The 24,306-nt window shown below is 42.3% G+C and carries 27 protein-coding genes, 1 pseudogene and 1 other annotated feature; of the genes and pseudogenes, 7 read left to right on the forward strand and 21 right to left on the reverse strand.

The window, feature by feature from the left end; all coding sequences use genetic code 11:
• Window positions 1-181 (forward strand): hypothetical protein (locus tag BO225_RS12345; RefSeq protein WP_198936078.1); only part of this gene is annotated, 181 nt, incomplete at its 5' end.
• Between the two features lie 65 nt (window positions 182-246).
• Here BO225_RS12345 and BO225_RS06265 read toward each other — a convergent pair.
• The gene (locus tag BO225_RS06265) at window positions 247-432 is read right to left on the reverse strand and encodes a DUF4177 domain-containing protein (RefSeq protein WP_076341401.1); all 186 of its coding nucleotides are present in this window, start codon (window positions 430-432) and stop codon (window positions 247-249) included.
• A gap of 15 nt (window positions 433-447) precedes the next feature.
• Entirely contained in the window at window positions 448-789 is a 342-nt protein-coding gene (locus BO225_RS06270) for an antibiotic biosynthesis monooxygenase family protein (RefSeq protein WP_076341402.1), read from the reverse strand.
• An 81-nt stretch (window positions 790-870) separates the two neighbouring features.
• Between BO225_RS06270 and BO225_RS06275 the strand changes: the two genes are divergently transcribed.
• Together BO225_RS06275 and BO225_RS06280 are read left to right on the forward strand one after the other, a co-directional pair.
• On the forward strand, window positions 871-1,101 hold the full coding sequence (locus BO225_RS06275) for a DUF1653 domain-containing protein (RefSeq protein ID WP_076341403.1): 231 nt from the start codon (window positions 871-873) through the stop codon (window positions 1,099-1,101).
• A gap of 2 nt (window positions 1,102-1,103) precedes the next feature.
• Window positions 1,104-2,387 carry a hypothetical protein gene (locus tag BO225_RS06280; protein WP_076341404.1) on the forward strand — a complete coding sequence of 428 codons (1,284 nt, stop codon included), beginning with the start codon at window positions 1,104-1,106 and terminating at the stop codon, window positions 2,385-2,387.
• 30 nt (window positions 2,388-2,417) lie between these two features.
• Here the strand turns inward: BO225_RS06280 and BO225_RS06285 are convergent, their stop codons facing one another.
• From BO225_RS06285 to BO225_RS12855, 5 genes and pseudogenes are all read right to left on the reverse strand, one after another.
• Complete coding sequence (locus BO225_RS06285; RefSeq protein ID WP_076341405.1) at window positions 2,418-2,762, reverse strand: MmcQ/YjbR family DNA-binding protein; 345 nt, start codon at window positions 2,760-2,762, stop codon at window positions 2,418-2,420.
• On the reverse strand, window positions 2,752-3,072 hold the full coding sequence (locus BO225_RS06290) for a hypothetical protein (protein WP_076341406.1): 321 nt from the start codon (window positions 3,070-3,072) through the stop codon (window positions 2,752-2,754). Before BO225_RS06290 ends, BO225_RS06285 begins: the two co-directional genes overlap by 11 nt.
• 47 nt (window positions 3,073-3,119) lie before the next feature.
• On the reverse strand, window positions 3,120-3,710 hold the full coding sequence (locus tag BO225_RS06295) for a histidine phosphatase family protein (protein ID WP_076341407.1): 591 nt from the start codon (window positions 3,708-3,710) through the stop codon (window positions 3,120-3,122).
• Window positions 3,703-4,230 (reverse strand): histidine phosphatase family protein, encoded by a 528-nt coding sequence (locus BO225_RS06300; RefSeq protein WP_158023799.1) that lies wholly within the window; start codon window positions 4,228-4,230, stop codon window positions 3,703-3,705. The genes BO225_RS06295 and BO225_RS06300 overlap by 8 nt, the downstream gene beginning before the upstream one ends.
• Window positions 4,221-4,301: pseudogene (locus BO225_RS12855) on the reverse strand (histidine phosphatase family protein); the annotation flags it as partial. The gene BO225_RS06300 and the pseudogene BO225_RS12855, both read right to left, overlap by 10 nt.
• 75 nt (window positions 4,302-4,376) lie before the next feature.
• Between BO225_RS12855 and BO225_RS06305 the strand changes: the two are divergent.
• Window positions 4,377-5,060, forward strand: coding sequence for an alpha/beta hydrolase-fold protein (locus BO225_RS06305; protein ID WP_076341408.1), 684 nt, complete (start codon window positions 4,377-4,379; stop codon window positions 5,058-5,060).
• A 13-nt stretch (window positions 5,061-5,073) separates the two neighbouring features.
• Here BO225_RS06305 and BO225_RS06310 read toward each other — a convergent pair whose 3' ends face one another.
• From BO225_RS06310 to BO225_RS12350, 3 genes are all read right to left on the reverse strand, one after another.
• Window positions 5,074-5,457: a hypothetical protein gene (locus BO225_RS06310; RefSeq protein ID WP_076341409.1), complete on the reverse strand. Its 384-nt coding sequence runs from the start codon at window positions 5,455-5,457 to the stop codon at window positions 5,074-5,076.
• Between the two features lie 88 nt (window positions 5,458-5,545).
• Window positions 5,546-6,121, reverse strand: coding sequence for a hypothetical protein (locus BO225_RS06315; protein WP_076341410.1), 576 nt, complete (start codon window positions 6,119-6,121; stop codon window positions 5,546-5,548).
• Window positions 6,122-6,214: 93 nt separating this feature from the next.
• Entirely contained in the window at window positions 6,215-6,373 is a 159-nt protein-coding gene (locus BO225_RS12350) for a hypothetical protein (RefSeq protein ID WP_158023800.1), read from the reverse strand.
• A gap of 39 nt (window positions 6,374-6,412) precedes the next feature.
• Between BO225_RS12350 and BO225_RS06320 the strand changes: the two genes are divergently transcribed.
• A complete protein-coding gene (locus BO225_RS06320) occupies window positions 6,413-7,696 on the forward strand; it encodes a helix-turn-helix domain-containing protein (protein WP_076341411.1) in 1,284 nt (427 codons plus the stop codon).
• 26 nt (window positions 7,697-7,722) lie between these two features.
• Here BO225_RS06320 and ppdK read toward each other — a convergent pair whose 3' ends face one another.
• The 10 genes from ppdK to hpf all read right to left on the reverse strand — a co-directional run bounded on the left by ppdK (window position 7,723) and on the right by hpf (window position 21,095).
• On the reverse strand, window positions 7,723-10,356 hold the full coding sequence (gene ppdK / locus BO225_RS06325; protein ID WP_076341412.1) for a pyruvate, phosphate dikinase: 2,634 nt from the start codon (window positions 10,354-10,356) through the stop codon (window positions 7,723-7,725).
• Window positions 10,357-10,491: 135 nt separating this feature from the next.
• Window positions 10,492-11,904 carry an FAD-binding oxidoreductase gene (locus BO225_RS06330; RefSeq protein WP_076341413.1) on the reverse strand — a complete coding sequence of 471 codons (1,413 nt, stop codon included), beginning with the start codon at window positions 11,902-11,904 and terminating at the stop codon, window positions 10,492-10,494.
• Complete coding sequence (locus BO225_RS06335; RefSeq protein ID WP_076341414.1) at window positions 11,897-13,099, reverse strand: electron transfer flavoprotein subunit alpha/FixB family protein; 1,203 nt, start codon at window positions 13,097-13,099, stop codon at window positions 11,897-11,899. Before BO225_RS06335 ends, BO225_RS06330 begins: the two co-directional genes overlap by 8 nt.
• A 13-nt stretch (window positions 13,100-13,112) precedes the next feature.
• Entirely contained in the window at window positions 13,113-13,901 is a 789-nt protein-coding gene (locus BO225_RS06340; protein ID WP_076341415.1) for an electron transfer flavoprotein subunit beta/FixA family protein, read from the reverse strand.
• Window positions 13,902-14,075: 174 nt separating this feature from the next.
• A complete protein-coding gene (locus BO225_RS06345) occupies window positions 14,076-14,753 on the reverse strand; it encodes a FadR/GntR family transcriptional regulator (RefSeq protein ID WP_076341416.1) in 678 nt (225 codons plus the stop codon).
• Between the two features lie 2 nt (window positions 14,754-14,755).
• A complete protein-coding gene (locus BO225_RS06350) occupies window positions 14,756-16,162 on the reverse strand; it encodes an amidophosphoribosyltransferase (protein WP_076341417.1) in 1,407 nt (468 codons plus the stop codon).
• An 18-nt stretch (window positions 16,163-16,180) separates the two neighbouring features.
• Window positions 16,181-18,910, reverse strand: coding sequence for an isoleucine--tRNA ligase (gene ileS, locus BO225_RS06355; protein ID WP_076341418.1), 2,730 nt, complete (start codon window positions 18,908-18,910; stop codon window positions 16,181-16,183).
• Window positions 18,911-18,938: 28 nt separating this feature from the next.
• Window positions 18,939-19,145: a binding site (T-box leader), on the reverse strand.
• Window positions 19,140-19,811: a YlmH/Sll1252 family protein gene (locus tag BO225_RS06365; protein ID WP_158023801.1), complete on the reverse strand. Its 672-nt coding sequence runs from the start codon at window positions 19,809-19,811 to the stop codon at window positions 19,140-19,142. (Overlaps the previous feature by 6 nt.)
• 75 nt (window positions 19,812-19,886) lie before the next feature.
• Entirely contained in the window at window positions 19,887-20,324 is a 438-nt protein-coding gene (locus tag BO225_RS06370) for a cell division protein SepF (RefSeq protein ID WP_076341421.1), read from the reverse strand.
• Window positions 20,325-20,561: 237 nt separating this feature from the next.
• Window positions 20,562-21,095, reverse strand: a complete 534-nt coding sequence (gene hpf, locus BO225_RS06375; RefSeq protein ID WP_076341422.1) for a ribosome hibernation-promoting factor, HPF/YfiA family — start codon at window positions 21,093-21,095, stop codon at window positions 20,562-20,564.
• Between the two features lie 316 nt (window positions 21,096-21,411).
• Here hpf and aroF point away from each other — a divergent pair, with 316 nt between their 5' ends.
• Together aroF and mnmL are read left to right on the forward strand one after the other, a co-directional pair.
• The gene (aroF, locus tag BO225_RS06380) at window positions 21,412-22,428 is read left to right on the forward strand and encodes a 3-deoxy-7-phosphoheptulonate synthase (RefSeq protein WP_076341423.1); all 1,017 of its coding nucleotides are present in this window, start codon (window positions 21,412-21,414) and stop codon (window positions 22,426-22,428) included.
• Window positions 22,428-23,429, forward strand: a complete 1,002-nt coding sequence (gene mnmL / locus BO225_RS06385; protein WP_083632119.1) for a tRNA modification radical SAM protein MnmL/YtqA — start codon at window positions 22,428-22,430, stop codon at window positions 23,427-23,429. Before aroF ends, mnmL begins: the two co-directional genes overlap by 1 nt.
• On the opposite strand, the gene BO225_RS06390 is transcribed toward mnmL, so the two are convergent.
• A complete protein-coding gene (locus BO225_RS06390) occupies window positions 23,371-24,285 on the reverse strand; it encodes an alpha/beta hydrolase (RefSeq protein WP_158023802.1) in 915 nt (304 codons plus the stop codon). The genes mnmL and BO225_RS06390 overlap by 59 nt on opposite strands.
• Window positions 24,286-24,306 lie beyond the last annotated feature (21 nt).

Consider the following 24,306-nt stretch of genomic DNA (forward strand, 5'->3'; position numbering starts at 1 on the left):
TCCGCAGGAACGTTTTCACGGTCTTACTGCATCTGAAGTAAGAGAAGCTGCAAAAGCAACCGATGAACCGGTACTGTATCCAATCAAAGAGAATAAACGAATCAAAAAATACTGGGAAGGTATAGATGAAAAAAAGGCCTCTTTAATAGCAAGTGCTATTAAAGAGGCGGATCTCCAGTAAATTATTTCCCGTGTCTACTTGACAGGGGGCTGATCACATATCAGTTTTCCTGTTTTTTTCGTTGATCAGATTTCACGCTCGAATAAGATCATCGTTTCGCTGCTTTCTTTATTTGAGATCGGGATCTGTTCGATCATCTTGATGCGCCAGCCTAAGCGAGCATATTTATTGATCGCTTGCTCGACCTTGATCGAATCGATTCCCTCTTCAAAATAAGAATTTTTTAATGTAATCACTTTATAATCGTACATATTTCCCCCCATTTTCTATTTGATTTTATGATTGTGAATGATATAAGCTTGATCCGCGTACGGAACTTCGATCGGCTGGAAGCGCTCGACTTTCATCGTTAGATCGTACTTTTTTCTCAGCTCGCTGATCTTTGACATCAATTCTGTTTTATGGTGCAGATTGATCGCGTCTTGATCTCTCCATTCATCAATGAGCAAGACCGTTTCGCGATCATCCATAGGAAAGAAATATTCATACCGCAAACACCCCTCTTCTTTGCGGATTTCATCGACAAGCTTCGTCGCTACCATTTCTTCGGCAAATGCCCTAGCGGCCCCGCCTTGTCCAGAATAATAAATATTGACAACTATACTCATATGGATTCTCCTTTTTTTGATTATATCATGCCTACTTTATCAATGTAGAGACTATAATAAAAAAAAAGGAGTGTGAATTGAATGCGTACAATCAAGATCCATCACGCATATCGTCACTTTAAAGGGAAAGAGTATTTCGTAGAAGGGATCGCTAAAGATTCAGAAACACTCGAAGATCTCGTTTTATATCGTCCTCTTTATGGGGAGCAGAAATTATGGGCTCGCCCTCTTTCTATGTTTCTAAGCGAAGTCGATCATCAAAAATATCCGGAGGTCAAACAAACATACCGGTTCGAAGAAGTGGAAGAATAAGTATGACGACGATTCGAAAAGCCGAGATTTTCTCGATTCTCCTCTTCTTGTTTTTGAGCTTGGCATGTTTGTTTTATCCTTACAACACGGCTATGGTCCTCATTCGAATGACTGCTTTGATCGGGCTCGCTTCAGGACTTCTCTTCTTTTTCGACGCGTTTCGTAAAAAAAGAAGTCTCGATCTAGTCGCTTCGATCGTATGTCTTCTTTATTTTGGCTGGGCGCTTTTATGGTGGAAAAGAGACGCTGATATATTGAGGACATTGTTCATCGTATATTACGCCATCATCGCAGCCGTCTTTTATATTCAAACGATCCTGGATCTAAAAGATCATTCTTCAGATTGGAAGGCGGAGCTTTTATTGGCCTTTTTCTATACCTGCTTTGTGGTTTTTAGTTCCTATCGTTTGGCGACGATCTCCCATATGCTCGCTTTGTATTTCTTTATTCAAGCGTGTCAAATGGGATTGGAACTTTATTTTTTTTCCTCCCCTTATAATGCGCGCTACTATTCATTTCGTGATTGGATCATGCTTCCGGCATGGTTCGTGAGCGTATTTCCAAGTTTTGTGATGGGACATTTAGTTGAGAAAAAAATGCACGATGAAAATACACATTTTGATGCGAAAAAAAGCGAAGACAAGCCTGATTTGATCGTTTGGATCCATACTGGTGAATATGGTACAACACTCTACGGTCATATGACTTTTTCTCGTGATTCGATCATGTATTCGTACGGTGATTACGATCTCGCTAAAATGAAGTGGTTCAAAACGATGGGTCCTGGCATCTTCTTTTCTGTCAACGATCAGATCTATGCGAACAATTGCTGTATCGTCGAGCATTGTCCTCTCTTCGCGTATGGGATCAAGCTCACGGATGAACAAAAACAAAAGTTCGAAGCGATGAAAGATTCGATCTTATCGCAAACGATCCGTTGGCATTGTCCGATGCAGGAAGCGTATTTCAAAACAGGTCACGCTTCCCTTGCCGATTTTGAAAAAGATTATGCCAGCCGCTTATGGGATCGGACGTGCGCGATCTTTCGGATGTATACGAAAGGCCAATGGGCCTGGTATTCTTTGCTTGGAAACAATTGCTCAAATTATTCGAGCGCGATGCTCAATGAGATCGGACTCCATATCCCGGTTTCAAAAGGAATCGTTTCACCTGGCGAGTTTTTCGAATATTTCGAGCAAGCGTATCAAGATCCGGATTCTTGTGTGATTTCGAAAAGCTGGCATTCTGCCAAAGTGCCTTCCACCTTATTTGATACGATCGACTAAAAAAGCCATGACGAATGTCATGGTTTTCTTTTAAGACAGCGTGGCTTGATAGCTTTCTTCGATCAATTTTTGAATCGTTTCATCGGTTAGGGTTCCATCTAATACAAGCGAGATCCACGTTTTTTTATTCATATGCCATCCAGGATAGATCCCTTTTTCTTGAAGCAAATCATCGGCTCCCTCTTTCGGAATGTGCAGATCGATCACCTGGATCGGTTCTTTGCTTTGGATCTTGAGCTTGGATGCTAGGATTTCCATGAGCAATCCAAACCATTTTTCGTTATTTCGATGCCGGAAAATGCAATAGTCTGGAAATTTTTCCCATAAGAATTCAGGTTCGACATCGTATTTGGCTTTGATATAATCAAGAACCATGCGTGGCTGCTTTTTTTTCAAAATAAGCAGGAATCGTGCAAGATTGGCGTATCTTTTCTAGAAGGTCTCGGATCGAGTTTCGAACACAATCTATATAGGGTCCTTTAGCGGACGTTTGATATAAAGTATACAGTTCAAGACTCTTCTCATCTTCCACTTTGATCTGTAGCTTTTGGTCTTTGATCACGATCGTAAGGAGCAGCTCATCGTTTTGGATCTTTTGCGTATAGGTTAGAGGAGATCTTTTGAAACCAAACTCTTTCAGTTTATTTTTTTCAAAAAGGAATCCATCAAAATCTACCGTTTCCATCCTTTATCACCTCTTCATTTAGGGGAAATAATAAATATAAAAATATCTTATTCTTTAATTTGAGCGAGATGAGAAACGATCGAATCGACGATCGTAAAGTTTTTTCCATCATAATCAACTTCGTAGATCACGCAGTTTATGAATCGGATCGCATCTTTAGCATGGTCGGGATCGATCCTTTCTAGTAAATTCATAAGATTGGCGCCATGGGCGACGATCAAGATCGTTTTGGCATCGTCTTCATGAACGATGTCGTTGAGCGTCTTTTCCATACGATCTTGAACTTTTTGAGGGTCTTCGCCACCAAATTGCGTATACGACGTGTTCAAAAGATCGTGTCCAAACGATAAGATCAAATCAGTGCTCGCTCCTTCTAAGCGTCCGAAGCCAAATTCTTTCAATCCTTCATATCTTGTATAAGGAAGGTCGCTAATGTGCTTTAAGGTCTCCTCGGTTCTTAAAAGTGTCGAACAGCACGCTTTGTCAAATGTGATCTGCCGGTTTCTAAAATACTGCCCGACCGCTTTTGATTCCGCGACTCCTTTGGGAGTGAGAGGCGAATCGCACCAGCCTTGGATCTTATGTTTTTGATTGAACAGCGTTTGTCCATGTCGGACAAGAAACAATTTTTTACGCATCCTCTTCCTCTTTGAGATCTTTGACGTGTTCATCGATCACTTGTTTGAGATTGAAATGTCCGTCTTCATATTCGTATTCGTAGATGATGCAGTTGTTGAATTTTCGCATTTTTCTCGCTTTGGATGGCTCGACTCGGTTGGCGAAGCGAAAAGAGTTGGATCCATGCATCACGATCAAGATCGACTTGGCGTCATCTTCTTCCATGATCGTTCTAATCGCTTTTTCGACGCGGTCTTCCACTTGTTTTGGCGTCTCTCCTCCGAATTGAACGTAATAGGTATTGAGATCGTCTTTTTTTTGACAAGCTAGATCGGTGCTCTCGCCTTCTAGAAGGCCATAGTTGAATTCTTTGAGCGCATCGTATCTTGAATAATCGAGATCGGTAATATCTTTGAGTGTTTCTTCGGTTCGATGCAGCGTTGAGCAGCACGCTTTATCGAATACGACGCCTCTTTTTTCAAAATACTCTTTGTGGCTTTGGCTTGGCGATGACCGAGTTTTGTGAGGGGCGAATCGCACCAGCCTTGGATCCGATTCTTTTTATTGAATAAAGTTTGTCCATGACGAACGATATATAATTTCTTTTGCATGCTCTTTCCTCCATACGCTTCTATATTAGAATCGTTCGAGGTGATTTTCAATTTTTAATGTTCTAGAATGAAGCTATGAATACGTATTCCAATACGATCGATCAAATTCAAGTCGATTTGATCGAATCTTCTCAAAAAAATGCGCCAACCGTGGTTTTGATCATGGGAATCGATGAACATGAGTCCGTTCTTTCTCGAGCCCGCAAACAACAATGTCCTTCCTTTCACCTTGTCTCGCTTTCTCATTTCAATTGGGATCAAGATCTTTCTCCTTGGCCAAGCAAGTCTATAATTTATCCGAACGATGATTTTGCGGGAAAAGCCAATCAATTTTTGAAAACAATCGAAACTAAGATCAAAGATTGGGTCGATTCCTTGCTTCCTGTAGAAGCGGGTCCTTGGATCATCGCGGGGTATTCGATGGGTGGATTGTTCGCAATGTATTGTCCGTATCGTTCTAGCTTGTTTACAAACGTATGTTGCGTGTCAGGTTCTGTTTGGTATCCTGGTTTTGAGAGCTTTGCCACCACCGAAACTATGATCAAAAAGCCAAAATCTGTCTATTTTTCTTTAGGAAGAAAGGAAATTCAGGAACGAAATCCATATTTACAGACGACTGGCAAGATCATGGAAAGCTTGGAAGAGGATTATAAAAAGAAAGGGATCAAGACAACGATGGTTTGGAACAATGGAAACCATTTTACCGATCCTGTAGGGCGAATGGTCGACGCATTGATCTGGACGTTGCATCAAAAATAACCAAACAAAAAAATCACTTTTTTAAGGAAATCATCTTTCCAATCCCTACGATCAAAATCAAAGGCAATGCTTTCAAAAAGCCGAAAAGATAGATCCAATAAAGACTGATCAATCCTACCACGATCCATGAAACAAGCCTCCCAGAGAGATACGCTTTTTGAATTATATTTTGATTTGTCACATTCAACATTGTTTTCGCGCAAACGAATTCGAACGCTCCGATCAGGCCAAGAATGAGCAAGACAAGAAAAGCTGTATTCCAGTTTTTTTGATAGCCAACAAAAACAAATAGAAGCAAGCACACGAGGATATAAGGAACGATCGATTTGATCGTCCGTTCATAGTTTTTTTGAGGATCTTTACTAATCATCAAGAGATGAAACCAAGATTGATTCATCCGTATTTTTCCTTTCTAAAATGCAGGTCAACATAATAAGCTGACCTGCATAATAATTTTTCAAGTTTATAAATCTTTTCGCTTATAATTATGAAGGCCGAACTGGATCAAACCATGCTCCATTTACTGGTCCGTAGATGAGCACATTCCGTGGACTATAAGCTCGAATATTCATATTAATTGCCTTTTTATAATAGGATCCTGTGTAAGAAGAATAGTAATTTTCTATGCTTTTATATTGGGTCATTGTTATAAACAGAGGATTTCCTTCTGTTGCAATTGCAGCCGCAATACTACCAGCAATCGTCCAACCTATACCTGGAATAGTTGCTACAATGGCGCCTGCCATTGCTACTGCGCCTCTCCATGGTATTTCATAAGATAAGTTGATTGCAGAATTTGAATCTAATGTAGCTTGAGGTTGAGGATAATCAATAATTGTAGGGATTATTTCTTCACCATCAATAGTAAGAATATGGGTTGTATGATTAATCGTGATGATATGTTCTTCACCATAACCATATGCTTTGATTTGTTCAGTATAAGCATCGATCATTTTAGATTCAAATGTTATATCTTGTTTTGATTCAGCAAATATAGGAGAAAAGCTAAATAATGATAGTAAAAAAACAAGTATAGAAGCCAATAGTTTATTAATTTTCATTTTACTCCTCCATTTTCTATAATCGTCAGACATACTTTTAAATATTAAGTATTATAAACTAAATTTAAGAGCTCTTGATATCATTGAGATAAGTTATTGACCTAATTCTAAACCATGAAGTGGAGCAAGTTGAGTAATCCAACAATAATCCTTAATATTATGTTGAACACAAAGCTTTTGCTCGACTTGAACACCACCAAACATATAGAATAGGATTGAAACAGTTAAAACTGTTCTTTTTAATGACTTCACTAAGATCTCCTTTCTTTTCCCAGGTTATGATTCTATTATATGATTATGGAAAAAAATTTAAAACATATTAAAATTCGAGAACCATATAAGTCGGCTTCTCCTTTCCTTTTTGGATTTTATGAAAAAATTAAGCGAAAAGAATTGGGGTACTCATTAGATAATGTCTCCAAAGACTTATCCATCTCAAAAGGAAATTTGAGCGAAATGGAGAATGGACTCCGAATTATGAAAATTGAGATCTTTCATCGTTTTTTGACTCGCTACAATATTGAATTTGCTGAAGATTTGAAATACTTAGTTGAAATGAGAGAGATTCTAATTCAGATTTTTGAAGCATTTTTAAGATTTAATCGTAAAAAACAAGAAAAAGTTCGAGAACAATTCGAAAGTATGGATAGAAGCTGGGAAAATACATCTGGCTTTTTAATTGGTCTACTTATTGAGTATTTTATTCGATCTGTGTTAGATCATAAAAGTCAAGAAGACGTATTTGAGCTTTTAGTTTCGAGTGAAAGCTGCTTATCAAATGATGAAAAAGCTCTATTATATATGATTCGTGGAATGGAAGGACGGCGGAATACAACATTTAAGAATAAGGAAACCTTCTTTGAACAAGCACTAAATTATGTAGATGAGAAAGAAATGAATGATTTGGAAGCACTGATTGAGTATTATCAAATAATGGATGAAATTCGCTCGGGTTCTACTTTCGAGGTTTATACAAAATGTAGTCAAGTGCGGAACAAATTTTATAACTCACATAATTATATTCGGGCTCTTTATCTTGATAATCTAGAAGCGGTAAGTATTACTTATTTAAGAGCTTATTCAAGTGCTTATCGTCGATTTGAAACCTTACTTTACAATATGGAATATGTAGATGATCCTTATTTAAGATTTTGCGTTGTTCAAAATGCTATTTTGGTACTATGTGTTCTGAAAGAATATAAAAAAGCTTTAGAATGGATGAAGAAGGAAAGAAATACTTTTTCTTATGGTTTGTCAAATTTTGTGTTCGCGCCATATTGTTTTTATATGTTAGATGATTTAGAAGAGGCGAATAATACGATTAAAAAGATCAAACCCTATGTAAAGGATCAAAGTGATCAACTTCTTTTGAACATTATAAAATATGCGATTGAAAACAATGAAAATGCCTTTTTTGAAGATTCTCAACGATTGCTGATTTTGGATCAAAAAAACAAGAAGCAAGAAAATATAGAATTAACATATCGTTTCATGATCTCCTTTTATAAAAAAAATGGCATTGAGTCAAGACAAATCAAATTACAAGAAGAATACATTTCGTTCTTAACAAGATAAAAGCTCCCATCAGGGAGCTTTTGATTTTATGCTTTTTCGTTTTTGATCGTTGCTTGCGCTGCAGCCAAACGAGCGATCGGTACCCGGAATGGCGAGCAAGAAACATAGTTCAAGCCGACTTTATCGACAAATTCGATCGAAGCTGGGTCGCCGCCATGTTCACCGCAAACACCAAGCTTCATGTCTGGACGTGTCTTACGACCAAGATTCGCTGCCATTTCGATCAGCTTGCCAACACCGTTTTGGTCAAGACGAGCGAATGGATCGTTTTCGTAAATCTTAGCCGCATAATATTGAGGCAAGAATTTACCAGCGTCATCGCGCGAGAATCCAAATGTGAGCTGCGTCAAGTCGTTCGTTCCAAAGGAGAAGAATTCCGCTTCTTCCGCGATCTCGTCAGCAAGAAGAGCCGCGCGAGGAACTTCGATCATCGTACCAACGTGGTATTTCATATCCGATCCTGCTTCTTTCAAGATCGCGTCCGCTGTCTCGGTAACGAGCTTTTTCACATATTTCAATTCCGCGAGATCGCCAATGAGAGGAAGCATGATCTCAGGTTCGATGTTCCATTCTGGATGTTTTTTATTCACATTCAGAGCCGCTTTGATCACAGCCGCTGTTTGCATTTTCGCGATACCAGGATTGGAAACATCCAAACGGGATCCACGATGACCCATCATAGGATTGACTTCGTGCAAGTTCGAGATCACTTGATTGAGCTCTGCTTCCGAAATATTCATTTCATTGGCAAGTTCTTTAATGTCTTCCGGATTTGTTGGCACGAATTCGTGAAGAGGTGGATCCAAGTAACGGATCGTGACTGGTCTTCCCTCCATCGCTTCATAAATACCTTCGAAATCTTTTTGCTGCATCGGTTCGAGCTTGTCGAGAGCCGCTTGCATTTGATCATCGTTTTTCGCGACGATCATTTCACGGATCGCTTTGATCTTATCGCCTTCGAAGAACATATGTTCTGTACGAACAAGACCAATGCCTTCCGCACCAAAATCGACCGCCTGTTTCGCGTCTTTTGGCGTATCCGCGTTCGTTCTCACTTTTAAACGACGACGTTTGTCAGCCCATTCCATGAAACGTTCAAAATCACCAGAAATTTCAGCCGGAACCGTTTCGATCGCTTCGCCATATACATTTCCGGTCGAACCATCGATCGAGATCCAGTCGCCACGTTTGAACGTTTTTCCGTTCACTTTGAAGGATCCTTCTTCTTCGTTCATTTCAATATCGCCAGCGCCCGATACGCAGCAAGCGCCCATTCCACGAGCAACGACAGCCGCATGGCTCGTCATACCGCCACGCACTGTCAAGATTCCTTGCGAAACCGCCATACCTTCGATATCTTCTGGAGAAGTTTCTAAACGAACGAGAATGACTTTTTTGCCTTTATCCGCTTCTTCTTTCGCTTCCTCGGCTGTGAATACGATTTGACCGCAACCTGCACCAGGCGATGCTGGAAGTGCACTTGTGATCACTTCGGCAGCTTCTAAAGCTTCTTTAGCAAATGTAGGATGCAACAAAGAATCAAGCTGTTGTGGTTCGACCATCATCAAAGCTTCATCTGTGCTGATCAAACCTTCATCCACCATATCGCAAGCGATCTTCAAAGCCGCCTGCGCGGTTCTTTTTCCATTTCGAGTCTGCAGCATGAAGAGCTTACCGTTTTCGATCGTAAACTCCATATCCTGCATATTTTTATAATGATTTTCTAATTTCGAGCAAATTTCAACAAATTGATCGTAGGCAGTCGGAGAAACTTCCTTAAGCTGATCGATCTTCTTTGGAGTACGAACACCCGCAACGACATCTTCGCCTTGCGCATTCATCAAGAATTCACCATACAATTTATTTTCCCCCGTTGCAGGGTTTCTCGTGAACGCGACACCTGTACCACAGTCTTCGCCCATATTTCCAAAGACCATCATTTGTACGTTGACCGCTGTCCCCCAGTTTGAAGGAATATCGTTCATGCGGCGATAGTAGATCGCGCGCTCATTGTTCCAAGAACGGAATACCGCTTCGATCGCTTCCATCATCTGCGTTTTTGGATCCGTTGGGAAATCTTCTCCTAATTCAGAACGATAAAACTCTTTGAATTTCTCAACGAGCGTTTTCATATCGTCGGCTGTCAATTCCAAATCGTCCTTGATGCCTCTTTCCGCTTTGACTTCGTCGATGATCTCTTCAAACCGTTTTTTCGAAAGGCCTTTTACGACATCCGCGAACATTTGGATAAAACGACGATACGAATCATACGCGAAACGCTCATTACCCGATTTTTCGGCGATCGTGTTGGCCACGACATCGTTGATCCCTAGATTCAAGATCGTATCCATCATTCCTGGCATGCTCGCACGCGCGCCAGAACGAACCGATACTAAAAGCGGATTTTCTTGATCCCCGAATTTCTTCCCAGTCTCTTCTTCGAGTTTTTCAAGATATTCCATGATTTGGGCTTGGATCTCGTCACTGATGACTTCCCCATCATCATAGTACTTATTGCAGGCTTCTGTCGTGATCGTGAATCCGTTTGGAACGGGCATTCCTAATTTTGACATTTCTGCCAAGTTGGCTCCTTTTCCCCCGAGGAGATTGCGCATGTTGGCATCACCCTCGTTGAACAAGTAAACATATTTAGTTTCCATGTTTTCCTCCCTTTATGTAATTGTAACCGTTTACATCATAAGGATTATACCATACTTTTCACAAATGAAAACCGTTTTTTGTTTTTTTCAATTGATATGCTCAAAAAAAGCCGGTTTTTTACCGGTTTTTTTTATTTATAATTGAGCAATTTTATGAGGGTTTAAAATATTTTTTGCATCAAATACTTGCTTGATCCCATTCATCAAATCAATATTGTCTTTCGCCAAACTTTCTTTGAGATACATCTTCTTTGCATATCCGATACCATGCTCGCCAGACACTTGCCCATTGAGCTCTCTTGCTTTGGCATAAATAAGATCCATCGCTTTGTTCAAACGCTTTTCCCATTCTTCGTCGCTCAAGTTATCTTTCAGCATATAGGCATGCAAATTTCCGTCCCCCGCATGTCCAAAACTTTTGATCCTTAATCCAACTTCGCGCTGGATCGAATGCAGGTATTCGACCATGTCATTGACATAGCTTCTAGGCACGACCATATCGACCTCGTCCATATATGTAGTCGATCCTTTGATCGCTTCCAAAAACGCGCCTCTAGCCTTCCAGATCGACTCGTCGCGCTCGGCGGTATCCGAGATCAAGACATCCAAAGCACCCTCTTCCAAGCAAAGATCCGCGACTTTTGCATACGCCCGCTCGATCTCATCTTGCGAATTGCCATCAAATTTCAACAACAAATACGCTTCGCTTTGATGGTCCGGGAACGCTTTGCCAAGATACTCTTCCGCGTCCTCGATGACTTCTTTTTGCATAAATTCGATCGCGGTCGGGATCGCCTTCGATTTTATGATCTTTGGTACGGTCTGGATCGCCTTTTCAAGCGAAGGGAACGGAATCAACAAAGAAATCGTTTTCTTAGGGAGCGGTAATAGCTTCAAGATCGCCTTCGTGACGATTCCTAGCGTACCTTCTGAACCGATGATCAGATCTTTCAAATCGTATCCAGAAGAGTTTTTCACGACTTTGCCGCCAAACTCTACGATATCCCCATTCGGAAGGACGACTTCGAGCCCACGAACGAAATCGCGCGTAACTCCATATTTAACAGCCCGCATTCCACCTGCGTTGGTGGAAATGTTGCCACCGATCGTCGCCGATTTTTCACCGGGATCTGGTGGATAGAACAAGTCATGATCTTCTACGAAAGCCGTAAGATCCATCAACAAAACACCCGGCTCGACTGTCAACGTCAAATTCTCTTCATCAAGCTCCAATATGTTGTTCATCAAAGAAAGGTCGAGAATGATTCCATGCTCCATCGGCACACATGATCCAACTAAACCTGTCCCAGAACCTCTAGCCGTGACAGGGATCGAATGCTCGTAGGCATATTTCATGACGGCCGAAACTTCATTCGCAGAAACTGGCTTAATGACAAGTTCTGGCCAAGAAGATGTCCCGCCAAGTTCATCGTGACTGTAATCTTCAGAAATCTGCTCTTTCCAAAGCATCCGCTGCTCTTCTCCAATCAACGCTCTTAAATTTAAAACATCGTTTTCATCGATCGTATGATATGTCCAGTTAGGCATTTTGTACTCCTTTCTTTGCTTCTATTTTCTCGATCAAAGATGGGACGATCTCGTACAGATCGCCGACCAATCCATAATTCGCGTTTTTAAAGATCGGCGCGTCAGGATCCATATCGATCGCTACGATTTGATCCGAATGGTCCATTCCTGCCGTGAATTGGATCGCGCCCGATACGCCGCAGGTGATGATCAATTTAGGACGGACGGTTCTTCCAGAAAGACCAATTTGTTGTTTGGCGCTCATAAAGCCATTCTCTACAAGAGGACGAGTGCAGGCAAGTTTTCCATGCAGAAGGTCGGCGAGTTTTTGAAGCATTTCTAGATCGCTTTCATTTTTTACGCCACGTCCTGCTACCACAAGGACATCCGCGCTTTCGATCGATTCTTCCGCTTCTTTTTTCAAAATATCGAGGACCTCGATCTGGCTGTCGACCATCGAATTGGTGGATGCGCAATCAATGATGATCCCTTCCTCTTCGTCTTTTCTTTCTGGGGCGTTCATGATCTTATAACGAACGGTCGCCATTTGCGGACGATGATTTGGCGTTTTGATGTGCGCCATGATATTACCGCCAAAAGCAGGACGGATCTGGTTAAGATCGCTATTGTCTTCCATTTCGAGAATCGTGCAATCCGCTGTAAGACCTGTCTTCATTCGAGCGGCGACTCTTGGCGCTAATTGTCGTCCGATCGTTGTCGCACCCACTAAGATCGAAGATGGTTTATGTTTTTGAATAAAGTCTTCGAACACATTCGTGTACGCATCGATCTTAAAACGATCCAATCGTTCATCATCATAAACATACACTTCGTCCGCACCATAATGGAGGAGCTCATGGGCTAGATCCGATACATTCGATCCGATCAGCAAGGCTTGTACTGGCTGATCGATCACGTGAGCCATATCTTTGGCTTTTCCAAGCAATTCGAAGGTAACAGGATGGATCGCGCCATCGACTTGATCGACATATACACAGATCCCGTTCCAGACACTTTTATCGATTTGTGGCTGCACTTGATCTTCCACGAATTCGACAGCGCCTTTCGGTCCTTTGCGAACGCACAACTTGCACATTTTGCAGCCAGCGTTGATATTCAATCCATCTGCTGTCATTTCCATAGCTTTGAAAGGACAAAGATCGATCAACACTTGAGGGTCATCTATATTTTCTGGATGAAGGACTAGTTTTGCCATAACGAACTCCTTTCTAGACAAATTTTAATTCTTCGATTTTATGGAACAATTGATCCGCTAAAACAGCTGAACTTCCATCCCACATTTCTTTTTCTTTTGAAGAAGTTGGTGGGAAGATCCTTTGAACTTGGGTCGGAGATCCGTTCAATCCATAGTGGGACGCGTCTGTATCTTCCATATCTTTTAAACTCAATACTTTGATTTCACGATCTTTCGTCGCTTTCTTTTTCACATACGAAGGCAGACGAGGCATAAAGATATCTTGATCGACCGACAGAAGACATGGAAGCGAAATCTTGGCCACTTCAACTTCTTGTGGTAGATCCATCGAGATCGTGATCGAATCATCATGGACTTCTTTGATCTCTAATACATTATTCACACTTGGGATCTGCAGCCATTCTGCGATTTCGGCTCCAACTTGGGCCGTATCGCCATCAATGGTCTGCTTACCGCATAAGATCAAATCATAATTTCCGCTCGACTTGATTCCTTGCGATAATGTATAGCTTGTCGCCAACACATCCGCTCCGCCAAAGGAACGATCAGAAACGAGGATTCCATGATCAGCTCCCATCGCGAAGGCTTCACGGATCACTTCTTGCGCTTGTGGAGGCCCCATCGAGATCACATCGACGACCCCTCCCATTTTCTCTTGGATACGGAATGCCGTCTCTAAAGCATAAAGATCGTACGGATTCATCTTTGAAGCGGCGCCGTCACGCTTGATTACACCAGTAACTGGATCCACTTCCACCTTATTGCTTTCAGGAACTTGTTTGATACAAACTAGAATATTCATGTCTACTCCTTTCATATTATGCTATGGTAGCGCTTACATTGAAGTTCTAAATAAAGAGCCTCGAAGGCTCGTTTGTATTCTATTTATTGGTCCTACCAATTTACAACTATAAAATACCCCTTGCTTCTTTCAAAAGCAAGGGGTTTAACCGTAAAAGTGTAAGCGGTTTCTTGACTATTTTTTATATTGTTCGATGTATCCAAAATGGTCATGCAAGCCTTGCAGACTTAAATCAAGATCGCTTTGGATCAAGCCTTCGACCATTTTTCGATGGGCCTCCTCCAAAAGATGTGAGCTCTCCATGCCTCTTACGATCCTTTGACGCATCGATTTGATATGAGAATCCATGAAGCTCGTGAACGCGTTATAGTTGGCGATCAAAAAATCGTTTCCGCACGCGTTGACGATCGTCGAATGCAGCATCTGGTCGTATTGGATCTTTTCTTCTTCGTTTTTTGAAGCGATCAAAGCCGAGAGATTCGTTTTGAGCGCTTTGATATCCTCTTCTTTCATACGGTGGAGCGAAAGCTTGAGCGCTTCTTCTTCGATCATCCATCGAAACTCGATGACTTGTTCTTCATCGATCCCTTTTAGAAAATACATAAAAGAAAGCATTTCAGACATCGTCTCATCAAAATTCAAAGAAATATAATTACCGGAACCTTGAACAGGCGTAATGATCCCAATATTTTCAAGGACGCGAAGACCTTCTCGGATCGAGTTGCGGCTCATCGACAACGAACTAGCAAGCTCGCGTTCAGTAGGAAGCTTACTTCCAGGTAACAATCTTCCTTGAACGATTTCATTTTTTATATACGAAACGACTTTATTGTGTAGTTTGCTTGTATCCATGCTTATTCTTCGCCATTCCAGCAATACGTGCACAATTTGCATTGATCTAAACCGATCGATTCGATCATATCGTCGAGACGATGATAGCGAAGCGAAGTAAATCCCAGCTTTTCGCGAATCTTTTCACACATCAGCGCGTATTGTTCGGAATCTGGATCAGCGTATTTCTTTAGCGTTTCAAAAGAGACTTCATCGCCTTCGATTTCCTTGATCACTTTTCTCGTGATCAATTCCATTTCAGAATTCGAGCGCGAGAAATTCAAATATTTGCATCCGAACATGATTGGCGGACACGCTGGACGAACGTGCACTTCTTTTGCGCCCGAATCGTATAAGAAGGAAGTCGTTTCCCCTAATTGCGTCCCGCGAACGATCGAATCGTCGATCAAAAGGAGCTTTTTGTCTTTGATCAATTCCGCAACCGGGATCAGCTTCATTTTCGCGATCCGATTGCGTTGCGCTTGATTGGTCGGCATGAACGATCTTGGCCAAGTCGGCGTATATTTAATAAAAGGTCGCGAGAATGGGATACCCGTCGTATTGGAATAACCAACCGCATGCGCGATCCCAGAGTCTGGCACGCCCGCTACATTATCGACTTTCACATCATCCCGTTTCGCTAAAAGCTCTCCGCAACGATTGCGCATCTTTTCGACATTGATCCCTTCATACGTCGAAGTTGGATAGCCATAATAGACCCATAAGAAAGAACAGATCTTCATATGCTCGTTAGGCTGTTTCAAGACTTTTACTTCATTTGGTGTGATCAGATCGATCTCGCCTGGCCCCATATCTTTAGAGTGTGTATAGCCTAGATTCAAAAAGGCGCTGCTCTCGAAGGTGGCGCAAAAGCCCTCTTCTTTTTTGGCCAAGATGATCGGGGTCCTACCTTCCCGATCGCGCATCGCATAGATCCCATCTTTATTCAGCAATAAAATGCTCATGCTGCCCTCAACAATATCTTGAACTAACTCCAACCCTTCTAGGATCGAATTTTTTTGGTTGATCAGTGCGCCGATCAGCTCGGTCGGATTGATCCCCCCTATACTCATTTCTTGAAAGTGGGTCATGCCCTTTTCAAAACAATGCGCTTTCAAGCCATCAAGATTGTTGATCCTTCCCACGGTACATAAGGCGAAAGAGCCTAAATGAGAGTGAAGGATGAGCGGCTGTGATTCAAAATCCGAAATACAGCCGATTCCTAGATTTCCTTCAAAAGAATCTAGATCTTTATCGAACTTCGTCCGGAATGGCGAATTTTCGATATTATGGATCGCTCTCGTGAATCCATTTTGTCCATATACTGCCATTCCAGCTCTACGTGTTCCTAGATGCGAATGATAATCGATCCCGAAAAATAAATCTAAAACACAGCTCTCTTTGGAAGCTACTCCAAAAAAACCACTCATTCCCTTCCCCTAACCTTTCTATTCTTTTTCTAAAATACGCGCGCAGCGATCGCACAAACCATCTTCGTGCTCGCTTGTCGTATAGTTCCAGCAGCGAGGACAAACGTGTCCTTCCGCTTTTTTCACTTCGATCTGACAGTTCTCATAGGCTGAAAGATCCGCCTTGACAAAATCCACTTTTGAAACGATCAGCCATTGCGCTGGATTTTGAACAAGCTCGTCGAAGATCTTTTGATCTTCTTCGTCCATCGACATCACAAGATGCGCTTCGAGCGATTTTTTGATCTCGCCTGCGTTTCTCGCGATTTCTAGCGCTTTTAAAACATCTTTTCGAATCAGCAAGATGCGCTGCATCTTATCAAGGAGGCTTCTTTCATCGATATCAAGCTCGATTTCTTTGAACGCGGCCAAATGGATCGATTCTTCGTCAAAATGCATGAAGTCGTTGATTTCTTCACACGTATGTACGAGGATTGGAGCCCACAGTCGAGTCAAAGCGTCCAAACACAAGTATAGAACAGTCTGCACTTGTCGGCGCTCAGGATCGTCAACATTTTCGATATATAAGATATCTTTGGTGTAATCTAAATAATAAGCGCTCAATTCATTGGTCATGAAATTGGTGAGCATGCTGACGACATCGGCGAAACGATACTCATTATACGCCTTGATGGAAGCACGGATGACTTCGTTCAATTTTACTAAAATATATTGATTGAGCTTCGACAATTCATTGACAGGAACTAGATTTTCTTTGGTGAACGTATTATTGTCGAGATTCGCCATCAAGAACCGGAATGTATTTCGTACTTTGCGGTAGTTTTCTGCAACCTGTTTCAAAATGTTCTGTCCCATCGAACAGTCGGCTTGATAGTCGACTGAAGTGGCCCATAATCGCAGGATATCGGCTCCATACTTCTTCGTGATTTCAGAAGGAGCTACCGAATTCCATTGCGATTTAGACATCTTCACGCCTTTTTCATCCATGACAAAGCCATGGGAGAGCACTTGTTTATATGGAGCTTCGCCATACACGGCCGTACCGATGATCAAGGAAGAGTTGAACCAGCCGCGATATTGATCCGATCCTTCAAAATAGAGGTCGGCAGGATAGCCTAAGTCTCTTTCTTTCATCGCACCGGTATGCGAGGAGCCAGAATCGAACCAAACATCCATCGTATCGACTTCTTTGCGGAAGATGCCATTTGGCGAATGTTCGTTCGTATAGCCTTCTGGAAGAAGTTCTTTCGCTTCTTTTTCAAACCAGATATTGCTTCCGTGTTCCGCGAACAAGGCGGCGACATGTTTGAATACTTCTTCGTCCATGATCGGTGTGTCATCTTCTCCATAGAAGATCGGGATCGGAACGCCCCATGCTCTTTGTCGAGAAATACACCAGTCTCCTCGATCGGCGATCATATTATGCATTCTTCCCTCTCCCCAACTAGGCACCCACGAAATCGAATGGATCTGATCTAAAAGCTGGTCGCGGATCTTGTCGATCGAAGCGAACCATTGCGTGGTCGCGCGGAAGATGATCGGTTTTTTTGTCCGCCAGTCGTGCGGATACGAGTGCGTGATAAATGTCAGATTTAAAAGCGAACCATTCGCATCAAGCATTTGGGTCACAGTTTTATTGGCGTCTTCTACATATTGACCTTCTAGTTCTTTTCCTGTGGAAGCCATCAATTTTCCTTGCTCATCGACATTGACATCCATATCTAAACCGTATCGCATGCCTGTGTTGAAGTCATCGACACCAAAAGCTGGAGCCGTATGGACACAACCTGTTCCCGCGTCAGCTGTAACGTAGTCGGCAAGAACGACTAGGCTTTCCCGATCATCATAGAGCGGATGGATCGTCGTGATGCTTTCAAGCTCTTTTCCTTTAAATGTTTTTTCGATGGAGTATTCGTCGATGTTGAATTTTGGCATGAGTTCTTCAATGAGCTCATTCAATACGACAAGCTTTCCTTTGTTTGTATTTATGAGGGCGTATTCCATATTTGGATGGAGCGCGATCCCTTTATTGCCTGGAATCGTCCATGGCGTCGTTGTCCAAATGACAAAATAAGTATCTTGATCCAGGATCCCTTTGCCATCTTTCACTTGGAATTTTACATAGATCGTTGGCGACTTGATGTCCTTGTATTCGACTTCGGCTTCTGCCAAGGCGGATTCGCTAGAAGGAGACCAATAAACGGGTTTAAGTCCTTTATAGATCAAGCCGTCCATCGCCATCTTACCGAAGATCTCGATTTGACGGGCTTCAAAATCTTTCGTCAATGTGATGTATGGATGGTCATAATCGCCGACGCTTCCTAAAGACAAGAAGCCGGCTTTTTGTTTTTCAACTTGTTCGAGCGCATAATCGTAGCAGATCTTGCGGAAGTCGGCGATATTCATCTTTTTGCGGTCAAAGCCAAGTTTAGTAACGGCTGTCTCGATTGGAAGACCATGTGTGTCCCATCCTGGAATATAGGGAACTTTGTATCCTTCCATGAACTTCGAACGGTTGATGACATCTTTTAAGATCTTATTGAGCGCGTGACCTAAATGGATGTCTCCATTGGCGTATGGAGGCCCATCGTGTAAAACGAAAGATTCAGCGCCTTCTCTTTTGACAAGCATTTTGTCATAAAGCCTCTCCTCTTCCCAACGTTTTTGGTATTTAGGCTCTTTTTTGGTCAAATTCCCGCGCATTTCAAATGCGGTCTTTGGCATGTGTAACGTTTCCTTATAGTCCATATTTTCCCTCCAAATAAAAAAACGTCCTCGAAAGGACGTTATGAACGCGGTACCACCTTACTTCCCGCAAAAGCGGGCTCTTGACAGGATAACGGCCTAAACCGGGTTGATCTACTGCTTTCGATCCACCAGCCAAGAAGGGATACCCAATCAATTCCGCGTACAGCTCTTCCACCAAACGAGCTGCTCTCTATTCGTTTCTCTTGATTCGACGCGTCTTCTTCATTGCTTATATATATTGTTCAAATCGCAAAACGAGTCGGTCTTTTTTTGTTTTCGCATCAATCCCTTTGTATTGAAATCGACCCACTTTGCGGATAGAAACAAAGTCATTATCGCATAATTGTGTGTTTTCATCAAGAACAATATCGTTGACCTTCACATACTGCGCTTTGAGCATTTCTTTCGCTTTGGAGCGAGAACAATGCGCCAATTGACTAACGACGCTATCGAGTCTCAAGGAAGGCGCGATGATCGTCATTTCTTTTCTTCGAATTTGCGTTTGTATCTTTACTTCTTTTGGCTGAAAAGAAAGCGAGGTCCTTTTGGCGCATGTTAGCTCGCTTTGAATAAAGCTTGCCATTTCGTAGGTCGTAAAAACGATGATTCGATCGTCTTCGATCAATAGATCGCCAACGACTTCCCTTTCAATTCCCAATGCCATCAGAGCGCCAAGAAGATCTTTGTGCTCGATACTTTGAAAACGGTGATCATATTTAGAGGCGAGAGCGCAGACGTTGTTTGTGTCTTCTTCCTCATAAAGAGAAAGAATCGCCCGCTTTCTTTCCGCTTGTTCATAGCCACCATCCCACTTCACGATCAGATCTTTCGGGATAAGAGAAAGAAGGATATTTTGTTGCGGGATCGATAAAAAAGAGGTCACTACGCATCTTCTTTGCATTGCCTCTTTGATCCAATGCTTTGCTTGCTGAAGAAATTCGTTGTGACCTTTTACATTCAAATACATAGACGAATCTTAGTCGACATCGTCCATATCGTCAGGCGCGCCTAGCGAGATCGATCCTGAAACGCCGATTTGAAGCGGCGAGCACAAAATAACATTTTGACCGATCTTTTGGATCTTTCCATCCAAAGCGAAAACGACGCCTGTCAAGAAATCGATCGTTCTTTGTGCGTATTCACGATCCAATTTGTGCAGATTGACAACGACAGCGCGTCCTTCTTTGAGCCGCTGACCTACTTCTTCAGCTTCTCCGAAACTTCTTGGTTCGAAAAGGACCATTTTCGTATTTGCGCTTAAAGTTGAAGCGTTGGAACGGTTCTTTGGTCGTTCATATTGACTCTGCGGTTCCACCTCAACGTCTTGTCTTGTTACTGTTTGGCTCTCATATCCAGGATTGTCATCCTCTTCGATCGGAGCTACGAAGTCTTTAACTTTATCCATAAATCCCATGTGACAGACCTCCCTTAATGAAATGATTATAACATAAACGCGATAGAATCAAACGACTTTCGCTATGAAAACCCTTTGCACCTTTCCTTATTTATGCTTGCTTATTTTCTTCACTGGAATAAGCAACTCTCCATGAATTGCCTTTATGACTATACCACAAAATCCAAAAGATAGAAACTAAAATTCTTTTTTTTAAAACAAGGCTCAAAAAAGAGGAGCAGCGCTCCTCTGTTTGACTTACTCCGTTTCGATCAAGCCATATCCGCCATCGTTGCGTTTGTAGACAACGGCGATTTTATTTGTCTCATCATCGGTGTAAATGAAGAAATCGTGTCCCAAAAGCTCCATTTTAGTGATCGCTTCATCCAAAGACATCAAGCCTGGAACGATCGATTTGGTGCGGACGATCTCGTCATCGCTGACTTCCGCCTCGTCCAAAAGTTCTAGATCCAAGAACGCGTCGCTGAGCGGATGCGTCTTTTTCTTTGTGATCCGTGTTTTCTGTCGGCGGATTTGATCTTCGAGCTTATCGATCGAACGATCGATCGCCCGATAAAGATCGTCGTCGCTAACTTCTGTACGCAGGATCGCGAATTTTGTTGGGATCGTGATCTCGATTTTTTGTTTTGTCGGATATGTACGAATCAATACATTTGCCGTGTCGTTCTCGTCAATGATGAAGTATTTGTTCAATCCCCCTAGCTTTTTCTTGATCTTGTCCGAGATCGCTTCAGTGACGGTAATGTTTTTTCCAACAATATTGACTTTCATACACTATACCTCCTTTAAATATTCAAAGATCTTATCTTTGCCTATATTGTAACACGTTTTTGTCTAATAATGAAAATGGATGATTTTTCTTTCAATTTAGCCAAAATCATACCCATTTTGGCCTTCTCTCTTGACAAAAACGCTTGCATTGCGATCTTTCTTTCGCTACACTAAAAGCATGAATTCCAATTTAGTGTATCGATTTTACAACTAAATCCAAAAAAACATTCCAGCGATTTCGATTTGGATCTTTTTTTGGTTCATTCAGCATTTCTTTTTTCAAAGAAATGCTTTTTTATTAGAAAAGGAGAAAATTATGATTATCACTTTAAAGAAAACTGCCCCCGAAGAAGAGGTCCAGAAGCTGATCAAGCGCTTCGAAAATATGGATCTGCAAGTCACGATGATCTATGGCGCCAACTATAACGTGTTTGGTTTAGTGGGAGATACTTCCAAAGTGGATGAAAAGAACATTTCTGCCAATCCGATCGTGACGAATGTTCAGCGGGTCGCCCAGCCTTATAAGCTTGCCAATCGTATGTTCCATCCAGAAGATACGATCGTTGATGTCGATGGGATCAAGATTGGCGGCAAGAATATCGTTTTGATCGCCGGCCCGTGTTCTGTCGAAGGAGAAGATCAAATCGTGAGGATCGCAAAAGAAGTCAAGGAAGCAGGCGCAAACATGCTTCGTGGCGGCGCCTATAAACCGAGAACTTCGCCTTACGCCTTTCAAGGTCTAGGTACAGAAGGTGTTCTCGATCTTGTCAAAGCAAGAGATCTTACGGGCCTTCCAATCGTTTCGGAGCTGATGTCAGTCGACAAGTTGGATGAATTTGTCAAAAATGTGGATATCATTCAAATTGGAGCAAGAAACATGCAAAACTTTGATCTTTTGAAGGCGGTCGGTCGCACGAAAAAACCTGTCTTGTTGAAGCGGGGATTGTGTAATACGATCGAAGAGTGGATCATGGCGGCTGAATATATCATGGCAGAAGGCAATCCAAACGTGATCTTCTGCGAGCGGGGGATCCGCACTTTTGAAACATATACGAGAAATACGCTTGATCTAGCCGTGATTCCGATCATTAAAGAAAGAACGCATTTGCCGATCATCATCGATCCTTCCCATGCGGCGGGCGATTATAAACTGATCGAATCGCTTTCATTGGCCGCGATCGCAGCGGGCGCGGATGGTTTGATCATCGAAGTCCATGATGAACCTGAAAACGCTTGGTCGGATGGCGCGCAAAGCTTGAAGCCGAGCAAATTCAATGACCTTGTCGCGAAAGGGAAAGCGATCGCGCATGTGATCGGCCGTTCTTTAGGATGATGTCCAATCAGATCCTGGACAATCCATTTCCTTTTTCGAACACGAACAAACGGTACTATACGCTCAGTTATTATTATAAAGAAAAGTATGGACAAAAAGTATGCAAGGTCCCTTTGGATGCGGGTTTTACGTGTCCGAATCGGGATGGCAAAACGGGGTTTGGCGGTTGCACATTTTGTTCTTCGCAAGGGTCTGGGGATTCGATCCTCGCTCGTCGTTCTTCTTTGGCCATTCAATTCGAGGAAGGCCTTGAGCGGATGCGAAGAAAATGGCCAAACGCTCTTGGTGTCGCTTATTTTCAAGCGTATTCGAACACGTATGCCGATCTTGAAACTTTAAAAGCGGTGTATGATCCATTTTTCGAGCGGGAGGATGTTTTAGAGATCAGCATCGCGACGAGGGCGGATTGTTTGAACGATGAAATCGTTGAATATTTATCCGGAATGGCAAAAAGAAAGCCTGTTTGGATCGAGCTCGGTCTACAGTCGATTTTTGATGAAACGATGAAGCCGCTCAATCGGGGACACTCTTCCGCTCTTGTTTTTGAGTGGATCGAAAAACTAAAAAAGACGCCGATCCGCTCTTGTGTTCATTTGATCAATGGATTGCCTAATGAAACGCTCGAGATGATGAAAGAAAGTGTGAAAAAGGTTGGTGAAGTCCATCCTGACGCGATCAAGATCCATATGTTGCATGTTGTGAAAAACTCCATCATGGGAGAACAATATCTTGTTTCCCCCTTCCCGCTTTTGGAACGAGATGAATATGTTGATTTAATCGTTTCTCAATTAGAAACGCTTCCGATGGATATGATTGTAGAGCGTTTGACGGGAGATGCGATCCAAAAAGAGCTCATCGAGCCGGAATGGACATTAAAAAAGACCATCGTTCTCAATCAAATTGATCAACGAATGGTCGAAAGAAACACTTGGCAAGGCAAGCTTACGCAAACTGCTGGATCCACTGCTTCAAAGTCGAAAAATAAAGTTCTGGATCTTTAAAGCGGGAGACTGCGTGTTCCCCATTTTCGATCAGGAGCAGCTGTTTTGGATAGTTCGCGTAATGATAAAGTTTGTAGACCATATTGGTCGGGACAAAATCGTCTTTGGTGCCATGAATGAATAAGGTCGGGATCCGGCTCTTATTGACCGCGTTGAGCGGATTGGCTTGTTTGAACTGAAATCCGCCTCTTATTTTTGTGATGAGATTGGCGACATGAACGATCGGAAAAGATGGCAGTTTTGTCATCTTTTTTAATTGGTACGCGAATTCGTCCCACGCGCTTGTATAGCCGCAGTCTTCGATAGCCGCTTTGATATTGCGAGGAATATCTTTGCCTAGAGTCATCATCACGGTCGCAGCGCCCATCGAAACTCCATAAAGAACGATCGAGCAGTCCGGATCGCGTTTTACGATGTACTGGATCCAGTCGAGCAGATCATCGCTTTCATAATAGCCCATACTGATGGTGTCGCCTTCGCTTTTGTTGTGGGCTCTTTGCGAGATGGAAAGAACGTTGTAGCCTTCTTTGATAAAGAAGTTGCATACATCGACGAGTTCTCCATTTCTTCCCATGTAGCCATGCGAGAGAATGGCCCATTTTTTACTTCCTCGATCGACTTCGATCGCATGGAGGCGAAGTCCTTCTTTGTTTGTGATATAAATGTCTTTTGGATCATATTGACGAAATTCGTTCTCATAGCGCAGTCCTCGAGCATCCATTTTATAAAGCGGCCCGGTTATGAATTCTTTGTCGATCTTCATATGCAGAACTAGGCTATAGAACACTTGGCCAATAAAAAACAAAATCAAGATCAAAGAGAAAATTACGATCAGTGCGATCAAAAACCCCCACATTTTCATCACCTCTAGCTCTAT

It is taken from the genome of Dubosiella newyorkensis (assembly GCF_001945605.1).
Classification (GTDB): Bacteria; Bacillota_I; Bacilli_A; order Erysipelotrichales; family Erysipelotrichaceae; genus Dubosiella; species Dubosiella newyorkensis.

What these genes read in the sequence shown, in the direction of transcription:
- BO225_RS06265 (WP_076341401.1), bottom strand. Translation starts at nt 432, where the DNA reads ATGTACGATTATAAAGTGATTACATTAAAAAATTCTTATTTTGAAGAG.
- BO225_RS06270 (WP_076341402.1), bottom strand. Translation starts at nt 789, where the DNA reads ATGAGTATAGTTGTCAATATTTATTATTCTGGACAAGGCGGGGCCGCT.
- BO225_RS06275 (WP_076341403.1), top strand. Translation starts at nt 871, where the DNA reads ATGCGTACAATCAAGATCCATCACGCATATCGTCACTTTAAAGGGAAA.
- BO225_RS06280 (WP_076341404.1), top strand. Translation starts at nt 1,104, where the DNA reads ATGACGACGATTCGAAAAGCCGAGATTTTCTCGATTCTCCTCTTCTTG.
- BO225_RS06285 (WP_076341405.1), bottom strand. Translation starts at nt 2,762, where the DNA reads ATGGTTCTTGATTATATCAAAGCCAAATACGATGTCGAACCTGAATTC.
- BO225_RS06290 (WP_076341406.1), bottom strand. Translation starts at nt 3,072, where the DNA reads ATGGAAACGGTAGATTTTGATGGATTCCTTTTTGAAAAAAATAAACTG.
- BO225_RS06295 (WP_076341407.1), bottom strand. Translation starts at nt 3,710, where the DNA reads ATGCGTAAAAAATTGTTTCTTGTCCGACATGGACAAACGCTGTTCAAT.
- BO225_RS06305 (WP_076341408.1), top strand. Translation starts at nt 4,377, where the DNA reads ATGAATACGTATTCCAATACGATCGATCAAATTCAAGTCGATTTGATC.
- BO225_RS06310 (WP_076341409.1), bottom strand. Translation starts at nt 5,457, where the DNA reads ATGAATCAATCTTGGTTTCATCTCTTGATGATTAGTAAAGATCCTCAA.
- BO225_RS06315 (WP_076341410.1), bottom strand. Translation starts at nt 6,121, where the DNA reads ATGAAAATTAATAAACTATTGGCTTCTATACTTGTTTTTTTACTATCA.
- BO225_RS06320 (WP_076341411.1), top strand. Translation starts at nt 6,413, where the DNA reads ATGATTATGGAAAAAAATTTAAAACATATTAAAATTCGAGAACCATAT.
- ppdK (WP_076341412.1), bottom strand. Translation starts at nt 10,356, where the DNA reads ATGGAAACTAAATATGTTTACTTGTTCAACGAGGGTGATGCCAACATG.
- BO225_RS06330 (WP_076341413.1), bottom strand. Translation starts at nt 11,904, where the DNA reads ATGCCTAACTGGACATATCATACGATCGATGAAAACGATGTTTTAAAT.
- BO225_RS06335 (WP_076341414.1), bottom strand. Translation starts at nt 13,099, where the DNA reads ATGGCAAAACTAGTCCTTCATCCAGAAAATATAGATGACCCTCAAGTG.
- BO225_RS06340 (WP_076341415.1), bottom strand. Translation starts at nt 13,901, where the DNA reads ATGAATATTCTAGTTTGTATCAAACAAGTTCCTGAAAGCAATAAGGTG.
- BO225_RS06345 (WP_076341416.1), bottom strand. Translation starts at nt 14,753, where the DNA reads ATGGATACAAGCAAACTACACAATAAAGTCGTTTCGTATATAAAAAAT.
- BO225_RS06350 (WP_076341417.1), bottom strand. Translation starts at nt 16,162, where the DNA reads ATGAGTGGTTTTTTTGGAGTAGCTTCCAAAGAGAGCTGTGTTTTAGAT.
- ileS (WP_076341418.1), bottom strand. Translation starts at nt 18,910, where the DNA reads ATGGACTATAAGGAAACGTTACACATGCCAAAGACCGCATTTGAAATG.
- BO225_RS06365 (WP_158023801.1), bottom strand. Translation starts at nt 19,811, where the DNA reads ATGCAAAGAAGATGCGTAGTGACCTCTTTTTTATCGATCCCGCAACAA.
- BO225_RS06370 (WP_076341421.1), bottom strand. Translation starts at nt 20,324, where the DNA reads ATGGGATTTATGGATAAAGTTAAAGACTTCGTAGCTCCGATCGAAGAG.
- hpf (WP_076341422.1), bottom strand. Translation starts at nt 21,095, where the DNA reads ATGAAAGTCAATATTGTTGGAAAAAACATTACCGTCACTGAAGCGATC.
- aroF (WP_076341423.1), top strand. Translation starts at nt 21,412, where the DNA reads ATGATTATCACTTTAAAGAAAACTGCCCCCGAAGAAGAGGTCCAGAAG.
- mnmL (WP_083632119.1), top strand. Translation starts at nt 22,428, where the DNA reads ATGTCCAATCAGATCCTGGACAATCCATTTCCTTTTTCGAACACGAAC.
- BO225_RS06390 (WP_158023802.1), bottom strand. Translation starts at nt 24,285, where the DNA reads ATGTGGGGGTTTTTGATCGCACTGATCGTAATTTTCTCTTTGATCTTG.